The sequence below is a fragment of the Vibrio sp. Vb0888 genome (assembly GCF_033338835.1).
In the GTDB taxonomy this organism is placed as follows: domain Bacteria; phylum Pseudomonadota; class Gammaproteobacteria; order Enterobacterales; family Vibrionaceae; genus Vibrio; species Vibrio alginolyticus.
In genome coordinates, this window is the sequence record NZ_JAWOTL010000001.1 from 818684 (window position 1) to 831783 (window position 13100).

Below are 13100 nucleotides of genomic sequence, written 5' to 3' on the forward strand. Positions count from 1 at the left end.
CAAAACCTTACAAAAACGTCGGACACAGCAAAAACCACCTCTTTTCAGTCGTGCTTTGCATTCCTCCTTTTCGGGTTCTTCGCTGCTCGTCCGTCGGTTCTTAATTGTCGCTATTGAGCACAAGTTAATCTGGAGTGAAAATGACCGCGAACAAATCCATTTTTTACCATAGCAAATCGATTTACTCAGATGATTATGCTGATGTCTACAAGCCAATTTGGACCTACAGAGCTAAGTTCATCTTACGTGCGCTTTATTACAAACGTGCGTTTAAGCACCTTTCAGACAATATTGAATCGTCATTGTTAGAGTTGCTTTGTACGCGTACACACCGATTCCTAGAAAAACCGTTTCGCCCGTACATCATCAAGAATAACTCCGCCTTTGATCGCTCCAACTTGGTGGTTGATCACTATAAAACGATTTCAGAACTGTTTTCTAAACAAACAATCGAAGAAATCTACACAGACTCGAAAGGCCTAACATTAGCCTCTTTTGAAATTGACGAAATACTGTACTCGGTGAGATTAGTATACGAAGCACGTTATCAAAAAGAAGGCGACATGAGCCTAGTGCTGCACAGCGCTGAAGATGGCAACTTCTACACGCTCTCTTTTACGCTAGGTCACATCGAATCTGGACGCAGTATTATGATTGGCGGCTTACAAGGACCGCGAAGCAGTGAAGAAAACAACGCGAAAATTAAAAAGCTAACCCGTAAGCTTTACGGACAGAGACCAAAAAGCTTGATGGTGAGCTTGCTCACTTTGCTCGCACAAATTTGGGAAGTAAATACGATTCTAGCAGTGAAAACGCAGTCCCATACATACGCAGCTAAGCGCTACAGCAAAGGGCGAATCAAAACGGATTACGATGCACTCTGGCAAGAATTGGGCGGCACCGAATACAATCGTCATTTTTACTCAATTGATGTAAATGCACCCCGTCGAGATATCGAAGGCATGTCGCGCTCTAAGCGTTCGATGTATCGTCGCCGTTATGAATGGCTAGACAACACCAAGATCACTTTCGAACAAATATTAAAAGGCGAGCAAGCTAAAAGCTAAGGAGAAACGTTCATGCGTTATTCATTCATTACTGCTTTAGTGCTGTCGGCTTTTTCTTTGTCAGCCAATGCAGAAACCAGTGAGCACATCATAGGTACAAACATTGGTTATGGCGATGTGAACTACGATGCTCCGACAAGCAAAGAATCAGGCGACATGTTCTTAGGTGAAATATATTACCGCTACATGCCAACACATAACTTTGGTATCGAAGCAGGTTATAAAGGCGCGTTTGACGGTATCGGCTCGATACTCGTGAGTCCGATTTCAGAAGTCACCGATACGAGCTTCTCCGGACCTCGCTTGAGTGGCTATGCTAGCTATCCTCTGGGTTCAGGTTTCGAACTGTACGGCAAGGCAGGTGTCACTCTCTACACTCTCGAATACACTTATAAAGTGAACGGTCAGAGCAAGAACATCGAACACTCAAGTGTCGGAGGGGAAGCCGCTGGCGGTATCGGCTGGAGCTATAAACACTTTGGTTTGAATGCAGAATATGTGTACTCAAAAAACAGCGATTTTGACTCTAGCGGCGTGATGTTTGGTGCGCAACTGCGTTTTTAAACAAGGCTTACAAGTTAATACAAAAGGCAGCGAGAGGCTCATTCGCTGCCTTTTTTCGTGAATATAGGTCAATACGCAAGCGCGAGAATAATCCCCGCCACGATAGAAGTAACGCCAAGCCCTCGGGTGAGATACCATTTCTCAGACAGAAACCAAATCCCCATAAACAATCCAAACACAATGCTGATTTGCCTTAGTGCTACGACCAAACTCACGTTGTCTGTCATGGTCATAGCAAACAGCACCAAGCCGTAGGTGGATGCCATCATTACCCCTGCCATGCTGGCTGTTTTGCGGATCTGCCACGCAGTCTTAATCTCATCTGGCTTGCCCGTAACTAAGCACCATACAAGGGCTGGAATACCAATTGCCCAAAACTGCACGCCCAAGTAGAAGATTGCACTGTACTGATCATTCAAGATCTCTGATGCTTGTCCTGTGAGTAAACTCAGCGCTTCTTTATCGACCACCGAGTAACCCGTTGTGCCTATTGCAGCAATTAATGCCCAGAACACACCGACGTTCAAATAGGAGCCCAATATCATTTGACGAAAATTCGTCAGTGGCACCAGCATGCAACCAAGGGTAATCAGCAAGAACCCAAGCCACTGCTGACTAGATAATTCATGTCCCAATGCAACACTGATTGCGCCGACCATCATCACTGGCAGTGCCCGAGCAATGGGATAAACCACCCCCACGTCTGCATGCTTATAAGCGACAATCAAACCGACTAGATAGACCATTTGTGAAATGCCGCTAATGAACAGCAATCCCCAAAACTCACTCGGTAATGATGTCCAGCCAATGGTTGCCAAATACCAAATCAAATAAGGGGTAAGAATGAAACATGCAGAAAAGCTGGCGGCCATGGTAAACGCGAGTCCAGAGCCTGAGTTGCTTTTGCCAAGGATATTCCAGCCCGCATGGAGAACAGCAGAGAAAACGACGAGACCAATCGCCAACAAATCCATTTCAACGTTCCTGTCTGAATAAAAGAAAGGCCCCGAGATGGAGCCTTAGATAATGAGAAAATCCACTTAACGATTGAGTTCCGCCAGAGATTCAATGCTGATGGCATCGTGTCGCCAATACTCGATATCGCAATCAATCAACTCACCGTGCTGGTTGTAGTTGATGCGCTCCACCACCATCGCGGGAGTGCCAGCTGTCGCGCGCAGTGCCTGAGCCATTTCACCCAACAAAGTGCTCGTTGAAATGCGGTAGCGAATCTTTTGATACGTCACGCCATAATGCTCGCGGTAAATGTCCGTCAGTGAATTTGATAAATCGTAGTCCAACAGGTTCGGAAACAGCTCTGGACGAATGTAGTTTGTTACGAATACCACAGGTCTGTCTTCAAGGTATCGCACACGGTCGACTCGATACACATCCGAGAAAGGCTGCAAGTCTAGCAAACGCGCGGCTTGTTTGTTTGCCAACGTTCCTTTTGCTGCAACCAACTCCGTTTTTGGCACACGATTTTGCGCTTTCGCCATGTTCGGGAAGTTCAGCGTTTGCGTTGGGTCGTAACGCAATGGCTCAGGTGAGATAAACCAACCTCGGCGATCTTCGCGATAGATTCGACCTTCCGCTTCTAGCAGTGATAAAGCTTCACGCAGAGTGACGCGTGTAGTATCGAACGACTCCGCCAACTTACGCTCTGCTGGCAGTTTTTGACGCGGCGATAGCATGCCCGCTTCAATCTGTTCAACAATCGAATCTTTAATTTTTACGTATTGCACGAAGTGTCCTTATCTTTTGCGCCAAGCTTGTGTGCGATTCTCTAACAATTTACCCAAAGTCATCTGAACAATCTTCGCAATTGCGGCAGCCATCATAATCATCACAGCCATTGCCGCTGCAGCGCCAGTTTGACCTGCATCGTCCATATTCAGAATCGAGACCGAAGCCGGAATCGTATCGGTTGAGTAAAGGAATACTACCGCAGAAGTGGTGGTCAATGCATTAACAAACAAGTAAGTCGCAATGTCCAAAATCGCAGGTAAACACACAGGTAATGTCACTTTAAAGAACAACTTGTATTGAGGAAGCTTCACCGATGCTGCTGTGGCTTCAATCTCCGATGGCAACTGCTTTAGCGCTGCCAGGGCGGTCATGTGACCCACTGTGTAGTAATGCACTACCGTGTTAATCACCAAGAATGCCATGGTGCCATAAAGTACGTTCAGAGGATTGTTCGCATCGTTGAAGTAAAAGATGTAACCCAAGCCAAGCACCATACCCGGAACCGCCATTGGCACCACGCTAAGCATTTGCATCACCTGACGAATTGGACCAAACGCACGCCCTTTCTCAATGCAGTAAGCGCCGACAAAGATGATGGCTGTACCAATAACTGCCGTCCAACCTGCCAACGTTAGCGAGTTAAAAAATGGACTCCAACCGTAAGTGCTCATTTCAGCAAAGTTGTAGTTGTTTAGCGTCAACGCTTTGTTCCAAGGCCAGAACGTCACTAACGAGCCATACACCGCCATACCCAAAACCGCCAGCACTGCGATAGAAATGATGCTGCAGTAAACCAAACAAATGCTGTCGCGCGCTTTGTTGGGTTCTGGCTGATATGGCACCGAGCGAGTGTCAAATAAGCTCTTTTGCTTTTTCTGTACCCAGCGGTCTGCGCCGAATGCCATTACCGCAGGAAATAGCAGCATAATGCTGGTCACCGCACCCATGGCAAAGTTTTGCTGTCCCACAACTTGCTTGAAGATGTCAGTCGCCAGAACGTTATAGCTGCCACCAATCACTTTCGGCACACCAAAGTCCGTGATAACCAGTGTAAAGACGACGATAAGCGTACTGATCAAACCGTATTTCGCCGCAGGTAACGTCACCATAAAGAAAGTTTTGATTGGTGAGGTTTTAAGTGCGCGGGCTGCTTCATACAAACGGGCATCTGAAGTGCGCAGCGAAGTGGTCAAAATCATCAATGCATGAGGAAAGGTCCAGAAAATCAAACCCATCGAGATACCAATCACGCCGTAAATCGAGCTTCCTAACAGCATCTCTTTGGCAATGCCTTGATTACCGAAAAGGAAGATTAAACTGATCGCTGGTAGCAACGAAGGCGCGAGAATCGGCGCAGTACCTAGGATTTGGAACAAACCTTTAAACGGCATGCATGAACGAGTCAGCGCGTAGGCATAACCAAACGCAAGCACACCGACTACCGAGGTCACAATCACGCCCAAAGTGAAGGTATTACCCACCGACACCCACAAGCTTGAAGAAGAAAAGTACGTCGCAAAGTTTGCCAATCCGACAAATTCGCCATTGGCATTTTGCACACTCTTGGTCAACATTGCCCAAAGCGGCATTAAGATGAACAGCACCATCATGGTCGACAAGCCAGCGAGCAAACCAAACAACACAAGGTTGTCGCGGCTAACACGCCCGAGTAAGGATTTTGCTTTGTCTTGTGTGGTCAGGCTATTCATCGTCATTGTCTTCGCATCCATGTTTACACCTACGCCGCTAGCGCTTTATCAACCGAGGGCACGGCGTAACCATGCAGCCCTTCTTCAGCAAACTGGATGTAACGTACATCGCCCGCCTTGATATTGAGTTTTTGAACCGTTTCCACAGGCACATCCACGACGATGGTTTTCGTTGAGCTGTCGTTTTGCAATACGCAATCAATGCGGAAAAACGCCCCAAGAAACTCGGTTGCGGTAACTCGTACTGGTAAAGAGTTGGTGTAGTTTTCAACGAACTTGATGCTTTCAGGACGCACCGCAAGGTCGAAGCGGTCACCGCGTTGGATCTTACGATTAGTCAAGCTTGGCGCTGGCATCAGGGTTTCTGCAATGCGTACCTGCGAATCCGTTGCGGCTGAGGTTTCAATAAAGTTCATGCTGCCGACAAACTCAGCAACAAAGCGTGTGGCTGGTTGTTGGTAGATTTCTTGAGGTGTGCCAACTTGCTCAATCACACCATGGTTCATTACCACGATACGATCCGCCATTGACAGCGCCTCGTCCTGATCGTGCGTAACCATGATGGTGGTGATGCCCAGCTTACGTTGCAGCTTGCAAATCTCATCACGTAAGTGAACACGTACTTTTGCATCCAGCGCTGACAGCGGCTCATCCAATAACAATAAACCCGGAGACAACGCCAATGCACGAGCCAAAGCAACACGCTGTTGTTGACCGCCAGAAAGTTGATTAGGGAATTTCTCGCCAGAGGTTGGAAGACCAATGGTTTCTAGCCAGTAATCCACCTTCTCTAACGCTTCTTTGGTCGACATGCCTTGGTTCTTCAAACCCACCGCAATGTTTTCTTGCACGGTAAGGTTCGGAAACAGCGCGTAAGATTGGAATACGATGCCGAAATCGCGCTTCTCTGGTGGTAGGAATGTGGTCTCTTGACCGTTTTGAAAAATCGCACCAGACGTTGGCAAGTCTAAACCTGCAATGGCACGTAACAGAGTGGTTTTACCGCAGCCAGAAGGACCAAGAAAACAAACGAACTCGCCCTTTTCAATCGCTAGCGAGATTTTCTTTAATGCAGTGAATTGTCCGAATTGCTTCACTACATTTTCGATATTTAGGTAATATTGGTTAGTTGACATAACACACGCTCCAAATGGTATATACCAACCTTAGTTTTGGAGTGTTACGTTCCAATGACAAATTTATAGCCAGAAGATGACAAATAGATGAAGGGCGATGAGGTTTGTTTAGGTGACAATTAGAGATTCCCGACTCACTCCTTCGTCACTCTCGAGAATGACGTGGTGAGTGTGGATAGAAGATCCCAACTTTCTTGAGTCCGTCATTCCAGCGAACCTAGGTGAGACTAGGAATCTACTTTCAGCAAACTCTGAAATAAAAGAGAAAACAAAATAAAAATCCACCTCAACCGAGGTGGATTTCAGTATTCAACTCAAAGCAAATTCAATTAAGACTTTGGTTCTGATTTCGCATCGAACTTCTCAGACCATGCCGCTAGAATCTCTGCACGCTTACTGCCCATTTGCGCGAAGTCCATCTTCGCCATGTTCTCTTGAACGTTTGGGAAGTTAGATACGGTCGCCTTCACTTCTTTATGTGCAACCACTGGGTACATTTCTACGTAAAGCTCGTTTGCTGCTTTAGAGATTGACCAGTCGACAACACGTTTCGCTGCATCAGACTCTTTTACTAGACCAACGGCTTCTGATTCCCAGCCGATGCCTTTTGGTGTGATCACCGCTAGTGGCGCACCTTGTGTTTTCAGCTTCGCGCCGCGACTTGCCATCGAAATACCGATAGCCACTTCACCCATACCCGCTTGAACACATGGCTTAGAGCCAGAGTGCGTGTAGTGTGCAATGTTCTTATCTAGGTCACGCATGTAGTTCCATGCCTGATCTTCACCCATGTTTTGTAGCCAAGCAGAAACCTGCATGTAGCCAGTGCCCGAAGACGCTGGGTTCGGCATTGCAATGTGACCTTTGTAAACCGGCTTTGTTAGGTCTTCCCAAGACGTTGGTTTAGGCAGGTTAAGTTGTTTCGCTACCGCTTCGTTGAAACAAACTGCGTTAAAGAACGCATCGTTACCAAACCAAGCTTGGTTTGATTGAGGGTCGTTTAGGTTCGCGTGCAGCTCTTCCAAACCTTTTGGTGTGTAAGGCTTAAGAAGACCTTCATCTTTAAGCAGTGCCATTGACGAGCCAGCAAGACCCCAAACCACTTCCGCTTGAGGGTTGTTCTTTTCTGCCAGCAATTTTGCCGTCATGATACCGGTTGAATCACGAACCCACTTAATCTTGATATCTGGGTTATCTTTCTCAAACGCAGACTTGTATTTAGCAAGAATGTCAGTTTCGAAAGCGGTGTAAACCGTGACTTCCTGTGCTGCCATTGCATTCGTAGCTAGCAGAGAGACAAGTGCAGCCAGCGATCCTTTCATCAAACGGTTTTTCATCATTTTCTCCAGTTAATTTGGCTAAGTTTTCATTTGGTCTGTACCAGTTGACGATATACACCCTACTGAGCCTTTGTGACGAAATCATGACCATTAAATGGCAGTTTTACGAAAACTTGCGATGAATAATCGTTCAATTGATCCGCCATTTTCTGGATATTAAAGTTTTATGAAATTGGAGATTCGCCTATTTACTGCCCTTTTCTTCCTCGCTAGAGTGAACTCGAAATTTGGTGTAGACCAATTAGCCTATTCTGATGGAAATCGAGATGAAAAACGAATACCTACTACTGACTCCAGGTCCTCTATCTACTTCTGAAACGGTACGTGAAGCCATGCTTAAAGACTGGTGTACTTGGGATGATGAATACAACAAAGACATTGTAGAAGTGATCCGCACTAAGCTTGTAAAACTGGCGACGGAGCAAGACGGTTACACCAGCGTACTAATGCAAGGTAGCGGCACTGCATCAGTAGAAGCAACGATTGGCAGTGCCATTGGCAAAGATGGAAAGTTGTTGGTTGTCGACAACGGTGCTTACGGTGCGCGTATCGCTCAGATCGCTGAATATCTAAATATTCCATGCCATGTAGTTTCCCCAGGCGAAACATCACAGCCACACTTGAACGAGGTGGAAACTGCATTGGCATCGGATCCTACAATCACACACGTGGCGATTGTTCATTGCGAGACAACCACTGGCATGCTTAACCCAATTGAGGCATTTGCTTCTGCGGCAAAAGCTCACGGTAAAGTAGTGATTCTCGATGCCATGTCGAGCTTTGGTGGCATTCCTATCGATATTGCTGAGCTAGGCATCGATTTTATGATCAGCTCTGCAAACAAATGTATTCAAGGCGTACCGGGTTTTGGCTTTGTGATTGCGAAACAAACTGAGCTCGAAAAGTGCCAAGGTCAGGCACGTTCTTTGAGCCTTGATCTTTACGACCAGTGGCACTGCATGGAAGTGAACCACGGCAAATGGCGTTTTACGTCTCCAACGCACACGGTTCGCGCTTTCTATCAAGCATTGTTAGAGCTGGAACAAGAAGGCGGCATTGAGGCTCGTCATAACCGCTACCAAACTAACCAGAAAACACTGGTTGCAGGTATGCGCTCTTTGGGTTTCGAACCGCTACTGAGTGATGACCTTCACTCGCCAATCATCACTTCTTTCTACTCTCCGACGCACAGTGATTACCAGTTCAAAGCGTTCTACACACGTTTGAAAGAGCAGGGCTTCGTGATCTATCCGGGTAAGGTATCGAACGCAGATTGCTTCCGCATCGGCAACATTGGTGAAGTTTACCCAGCAGATATCGAGCGCTTAATCGGTGCGATTGAAAAAGCAATGTACTGGCAAGTTGCGTAAAGCAGCCTTCTGATTGAGAGAGCGTTATGACTCAGAATATCAAACCGACCCATTTCCGCAGCGAAGGTGATGTCAACACGACACCAGCGCGCCAAGCTTGGAATGCATCGATGGACGACGAACGCACGCAAGCTTTGTTGAAGCGTGATTCGGAGGTCTTTCTTCATCAAGCCATGTCAACGCCTTGCTTAGATACCTTGGAAGCAGCAGAAGGCATCTACATCCAAGATGCTACCGGCAAAAAGTACATGGATTTCCATGGCAATAACGTCCACCAGTTGGGCTATGGTCATCCGCATGTGATTAAACGTGTGCAAGAGCAAATTGCCAAACTGCCGTTTTCACCACGTCGTTTTACTAATGAAACCGCGATTGAATGTGCCGAAAAGCTCACCCAAATCTGTGGCGGCGAATTGAACCGCGTGTTGTTTGCTCCGGGTGGCACATCTGCGGTTGGCATGGCACTTAAACTAGCGCGCCACATCACGGGCAACTACAAGGTGGTGTCGTTGTGGGACTCCTTCCACGGCGCATCATTGGATGCCATCTCAGTAGGTGGCGAAGCGTGTTTCCGACAAGGCATGGGGCCATTAATGGCAGGTGTTGAGCGCATTCCACCAGCCGTATCTTACCGTGGTGCTTTCCCAGTCGCGGACTGTAGCGACGTGCATTACGCCGACTACCTTGAATACGTGATTGAGAAAGAAGGTGGCGTGGGCGCGTTTATCGCAGAAGCGGTTCGTAATACCGACGTACAAGTGCCGAGTAAAGCCTATTGGAAACGCATCCGCGAAATCTGTGACAAACACAATGTCATGCTGATCATCGACGACATCCCTAACGGCATGGGTCGCAGTGGTGAATGGTTTACCTACCAAGCCTATGACATCGAGCCAGATATGCTCTGCATCGGTAAAGGTTTGGGCGGAGGGTTAGTGCCTATCGCTGCCATGGTAACCAAAGACAAATACAACACTGCTGAGCAAATCTCAATGGGTCATTACACTCATGAGAAAAGCCCTATCGGTTGTGCTGCAGCACTGGCAACTATGGAAGCCATTGAACAAGACGGCTTGCTAGATAAAGCCAAAGCCGACAGCCAGTTCATGCGTGAAAAACTGCTAGAGATGAAAGCCAAATACCCAGTGATTGGTGATGTGCGTGGCATCGGCATGTTATGGGGCATTGAGTTGGTCACTGACCACGAAAGCAAAGCACGCGCGTATGACGAAGCGGAAGCTGTGTTGTACCAATGCCTCAACAACGGAGTGAGTTTCAAAGTATCGCAAGGCAATGTGATTCAACTCAGCCCACCGCTGATCATCACTCGAGAACAACTGACAGAAGCGTTGGCGATCTTCGAAGAAGCCATCGCCAAAGTGTGCAAAGACTTTAACTACTTTTAGGGTCAATAGACCTCAACAAAAACCAATTGATTCAGAGTGCAGTTCAAACGTGTAGGCAAGCACTCTGGCAAGCAAGAAAAAGGATTGAACATGAGCAACTCACCAATTCAAGCAGTGATCTTTGACTGGGCTGGCACTATCGTCGATTTCGGCTCTTTTGCGCCAACCAGTATCTTTGTGGAAGCGTTCAAACAAGGCTTTGATTTCGATATCGATCTTGAGGAAGCGCGCGAACCAATGGGGCTTGGTAAGTGGGATCACATCCAAGCTGTGGGTCGTATTCCTGCCGTTGATAAGCGTTGGAATGAGAAGTTTGGTCGCTCAATGACCAGCGAAGACATCGACGCTATCTACGCAGCATTTATGCCTTTGCAAAAAGCAAAAGTGGCTGACCATGCAGAGCCAATCCTCAATGCGATTGAAGTTGTAAACGGTCTGAAAGACAAAGGCATCAAGATCGGTTCTTGTTCTGGTTACCCTCGAGAAGTGATGGACGTATTGATTCCAGTGGCGGCGGATTACGGCTACAAACCGGATTACGTAGTAGCAACGGATGACCTGCCTCAAGGGGGTCGCCCTGCACCATTTATGGCACTGAAGAACGTGATTGAGCTGAATGTAACCGACGTTAATGCATGCATCAAAGTGGATGACGCCGCACCGGGTATCGATGAAGGTCACAACGCCGGTATGTGGACCGTTGGTTTGCTGCTTTCTGGTAACGAAGCGGGTCTGACGTTTGAAGAATACCAAGCCGCGGACGAAGCAACACTTAATGCCGCTCGTGAAAAAGCGCGTGCAAAATTGCTCAAGAGCTCGCCGCATTACCTCATCGACACCATTGCTGACTTCCCTGAAGTGGTTACAGATATCGAACGTCGCCTAGCGGCAGGTGAACGTCCTTAGTCGACAATCACTATTCTCACGCATCAAAAAACCTCTCAGCATTGAGAGGTTTTTTGTATCGCGTTTTAGTATCTAACCAAATCAAATTAGTTGATCGCAGTGCTCGCTCGGCGTTTTAGCTTAAAGCCCATGTCCGTTGCATGCTCTACTGACTCACCTTTTATGGCTTGCAGTAACTTGTCTGCGGCTTTCGTCCCCATACGTTCGTAATCGAATTCCGCACAGGTCAAACTTGGGTACGCGTGCTCACCCATAGAAGAGCCTTCTAAACAGATAATCGCAATGTCGGTTGGGACTTTCAGCACTCGGCGATGACACTCAAACAACGCGCCAATCGCAATCTCTTCATGGCTACATACCAGAGCATTCAAACTTGAATCACGCAATAATAGCTTCGCCAATCCTTCCGCACCTAATTGTGAAGATGGTGCTTCGTGCGTGGTTAAAAAATGGTCCGGCGCAAGGTAGTTCTCAATCATCGCGCTTTGCCAGCCGTGTAGCTTACGTTGCAAAGTGGAGTGATCGCCGCGCGCACCAATGAAGCCCACGTTCTTGAAGCCTTGTTCAATCACATGCTTAGTACAAGCTTTACCCACCTCAAAATGGTCAACACCGATATTGAGATAGCTCGCTTTCGAACTTAACTCAGCAATTTCCAATACAGGAGTGTTCGAAGCTTCCAAAAGCTGATTAGTACGTTGGCTGTGTTCATTACCAAACAGCACTACTCCGGCTGGGCGGCTCTCAAGAAATGTCGAAAGCAGTTTCTCTTCTTGCTCTACCGAGTAGTCGCTGTAACCAAGCAGTAATTGATAACCCGCCTTGTTCAACGCTTGTTGAAAGCTCGGTAAGAAAAGCGCGCACGCTTTTTCAAACAGGGAAGGAATGATAAGAGCGATGGAGTAACTTTCAGCAGATGCCAAAGCCCCTGCCGCTTTATTCGGGATATAGCCGAGCTCATCAACCACTTGTTGAATCTTTTCTCTCAGCTTGTCAGATACTAGCTCGGGCGTTCGTAATGCTCTCGACACCGTCATGGTGCCTACGCCGGCTTTTTTAGCGACGTCCGCCAAGGTGACATTGCCAGTACTTCTTCGTTTGCGAGGTTCGCTCATTGTTCTTATTTAGTGTTCTCTATTTTCTGCCGCGACATCTTACCACAGCGTTTTAGTGGTTTTGATATTAGCGCATTAGAACTCGATCACAAGCATATGAAACTCGGATGACTGATAAAAATGGTAGCGCTATCACAATTTATGATAGCGCTATCAGATAGCGCTACCATTTGTGATCATTCTCAGGTTTTTCTGACAAATTGATCGATAAAGTACCCATCAACAAAACAACAAACCGGAAAGATCCAATGCTACGTGAACTGATTACCTCTGATGTGATTCGCATCCATTCTGATGCTACTGACTGGAAAGATGCGGTGAGCAAATCCTGTGAAGTACTGATTGAAAATGGCGCGATTGAGCCAAGCTACGTGGACGCTATTTACCGCTCACACGAAGAGCTCGGTCCTTACTACGTGGTAGGTCCTGGTATGGCAATGCCACACGCTCGCCCTGAAGATGGCGTTAACCGTTTGTCTCTTGCAATCACAGTGATTCAAAGCGGCGTGAACTTCGATTCTGAAGGTAACGATCCAGTGAAAATGCTGGTTACGCTAGCCGCGACAGACAGTAACTCGCACGTGGATGCGATTTCTAAACTAGCTGAGTTGTTTATGAATGAAGAGCATGTAGAAGCCATCTGCACCGCTCAAAACACACAAGATGTTCTCGCGGTCATCGAAAAATACTAACTCCTGATGTGCCCTTCGAAATGGGCATACACCCCTATAAAAAGAA

Annotated in this window: 12 protein-coding genes; 6 read left to right on the forward strand and 6 right to left on the reverse strand. The window is 47.2% G+C overall.

Going from position 1 to position 13100, the window contains the following annotated elements:
• Window positions 1-140: 140 nt before the first annotated feature.
• A complete protein-coding gene (locus R7P72_RS03595; RefSeq protein ID WP_005384371.1) occupies window positions 141-1067 on the forward strand; it encodes a VirK/YbjX family protein in 927 nt (308 codons plus the stop codon).
• Between the two features lie 12 nt (window positions 1068-1079).
• Complete coding sequence (locus tag R7P72_RS03600; RefSeq protein WP_005374044.1) at window positions 1080-1631, forward strand: outer membrane beta-barrel protein; 552 nt, start codon at window positions 1080-1082, stop codon at window positions 1629-1631.
• Window positions 1632-1699: 68 nt separating this feature from the next.
• Here the strand turns inward: R7P72_RS03600 and R7P72_RS03605 are convergent, their stop codons facing one another.
• The 5 genes from R7P72_RS03605 to R7P72_RS03625 all read right to left on the reverse strand — a co-directional run bounded on the left by R7P72_RS03605 (window position 1700) and on the right by R7P72_RS03625 (window position 7565).
• The gene (locus R7P72_RS03605; protein ID WP_042523352.1) at window positions 1700-2605 is read right to left on the reverse strand and encodes an EamA family transporter; all 906 of its coding nucleotides are present in this window, start codon (window positions 2603-2605) and stop codon (window positions 1700-1702) included.
• Between the two features lie 66 nt (window positions 2606-2671).
• Window positions 2672-3376, reverse strand: coding sequence for a phosphonate utilization transcriptional regulator PhnR (gene phnR, locus R7P72_RS03610; protein ID WP_005374048.1), 705 nt, complete (start codon window positions 3374-3376; stop codon window positions 2672-2674).
• A 9-nt stretch (window positions 3377-3385) separates the two neighbouring features.
• The gene (locus tag R7P72_RS03615; protein WP_136976314.1) at window positions 3386-5110 is read right to left on the reverse strand and encodes a putative 2-aminoethylphosphonate ABC transporter permease subunit; all 1725 of its coding nucleotides are present in this window, start codon (window positions 5108-5110) and stop codon (window positions 3386-3388) included.
• An 8-nt stretch (window positions 5111-5118) separates the two neighbouring features.
• Window positions 5119-6225, reverse strand: a complete 1107-nt coding sequence (locus tag R7P72_RS03620; RefSeq protein ID WP_005374061.1) for a putative 2-aminoethylphosphonate ABC transporter ATP-binding protein — start codon at window positions 6223-6225, stop codon at window positions 5119-5121.
• Window positions 6226-6554: 329 nt separating this feature from the next.
• A complete protein-coding gene (locus R7P72_RS03625; protein WP_005384363.1) occupies window positions 6555-7565 on the reverse strand; it encodes a putative 2-aminoethylphosphonate ABC transporter substrate-binding protein in 1011 nt (336 codons plus the stop codon).
• A gap of 266 nt (window positions 7566-7831) precedes the next feature.
• On the opposite strand from R7P72_RS03625, the gene phnW reads away from it, so the two are divergent.
• The 3 genes from phnW to phnX all read left to right on the forward strand — a co-directional run bounded on the left by phnW (window position 7832) and on the right by phnX (window position 11247).
• Window positions 7832-8935 carry a 2-aminoethylphosphonate--pyruvate transaminase gene (phnW, locus tag R7P72_RS03630; protein ID WP_005374069.1) on the forward strand — a complete coding sequence of 368 codons (1104 nt, stop codon included), beginning with the start codon at window positions 7832-7834 and terminating at the stop codon, window positions 8933-8935.
• Window positions 8936-8961: 26 nt separating this feature from the next.
• Window positions 8962-10341, forward strand: a complete 1380-nt coding sequence (locus R7P72_RS03635) for an aspartate aminotransferase family protein (protein ID WP_005374071.1) — start codon at window positions 8962-8964, stop codon at window positions 10339-10341.
• Between the two features lie 90 nt (window positions 10342-10431).
• Complete coding sequence (gene phnX, locus R7P72_RS03640) at window positions 10432-11247, forward strand: phosphonoacetaldehyde hydrolase (protein ID WP_031778847.1); 816 nt, start codon at window positions 10432-10434, stop codon at window positions 11245-11247.
• An 86-nt stretch (window positions 11248-11333) separates the two neighbouring features.
• On the opposite strand, the gene R7P72_RS03645 is transcribed toward phnX, so the two are convergent.
• Entirely contained in the window at window positions 11334-12362 is a 1029-nt protein-coding gene (locus tag R7P72_RS03645; RefSeq protein ID WP_005374075.1) for a LacI family DNA-binding transcriptional regulator, read from the reverse strand.
• 248 nt (window positions 12363-12610) lie between these two features.
• Between R7P72_RS03645 and R7P72_RS03650 the strand changes: the two genes are divergently transcribed.
• Entirely contained in the window at window positions 12611-13054 is a 444-nt protein-coding gene (locus tag R7P72_RS03650; protein ID WP_005374077.1) for a PTS sugar transporter subunit IIA, read from the forward strand.
• Window positions 13055-13100 lie beyond the last annotated feature (46 nt).

What these genes read in the sequence shown, in the direction of transcription:
- phnX (WP_031778847.1), top strand. Translation starts at nt 10,432, where the DNA reads ATGAGCAACTCACCAATTCAAGCAGTGATCTTTGACTGGGCTGGCACT.
- R7P72_RS03600 (WP_005374044.1), top strand. Translation starts at nt 1,080, where the DNA reads ATGCGTTATTCATTCATTACTGCTTTAGTGCTGTCGGCTTTTTCTTTG.
- phnW (WP_005374069.1), top strand. Translation starts at nt 7,832, where the DNA reads ATGAAAAACGAATACCTACTACTGACTCCAGGTCCTCTATCTACTTCT.
- R7P72_RS03625 (WP_005384363.1), bottom strand. Translation starts at nt 7,565, where the DNA reads ATGATGAAAAACCGTTTGATGAAAGGATCGCTGGCTGCACTTGTCTCT.
- R7P72_RS03635 (WP_005374071.1), top strand. Translation starts at nt 8,962, where the DNA reads ATGACTCAGAATATCAAACCGACCCATTTCCGCAGCGAAGGTGATGTC.
- R7P72_RS03620 (WP_005374061.1), bottom strand. Translation starts at nt 6,225, where the DNA reads ATGTCAACTAACCAATATTACCTAAATATCGAAAATGTAGTGAAGCAA.
- R7P72_RS03615 (WP_136976314.1), bottom strand. Translation starts at nt 5,110, where the DNA reads ATGGATGCGAAGACAATGACGATGAATAGCCTGACCACACAAGACAAA.
- R7P72_RS03605 (WP_042523352.1), bottom strand. Translation starts at nt 2,605, where the DNA reads ATGGATTTGTTGGCGATTGGTCTCGTCGTTTTCTCTGCTGTTCTCCAT.
- R7P72_RS03595 (WP_005384371.1), top strand. Translation starts at nt 141, where the DNA reads ATGACCGCGAACAAATCCATTTTTTACCATAGCAAATCGATTTACTCA.
- R7P72_RS03645 (WP_005374075.1), bottom strand. Translation starts at nt 12,362, where the DNA reads ATGAGCGAACCTCGCAAACGAAGAAGTACTGGCAATGTCACCTTGGCG.
- R7P72_RS03650 (WP_005374077.1), top strand. Translation starts at nt 12,611, where the DNA reads ATGCTACGTGAACTGATTACCTCTGATGTGATTCGCATCCATTCTGAT.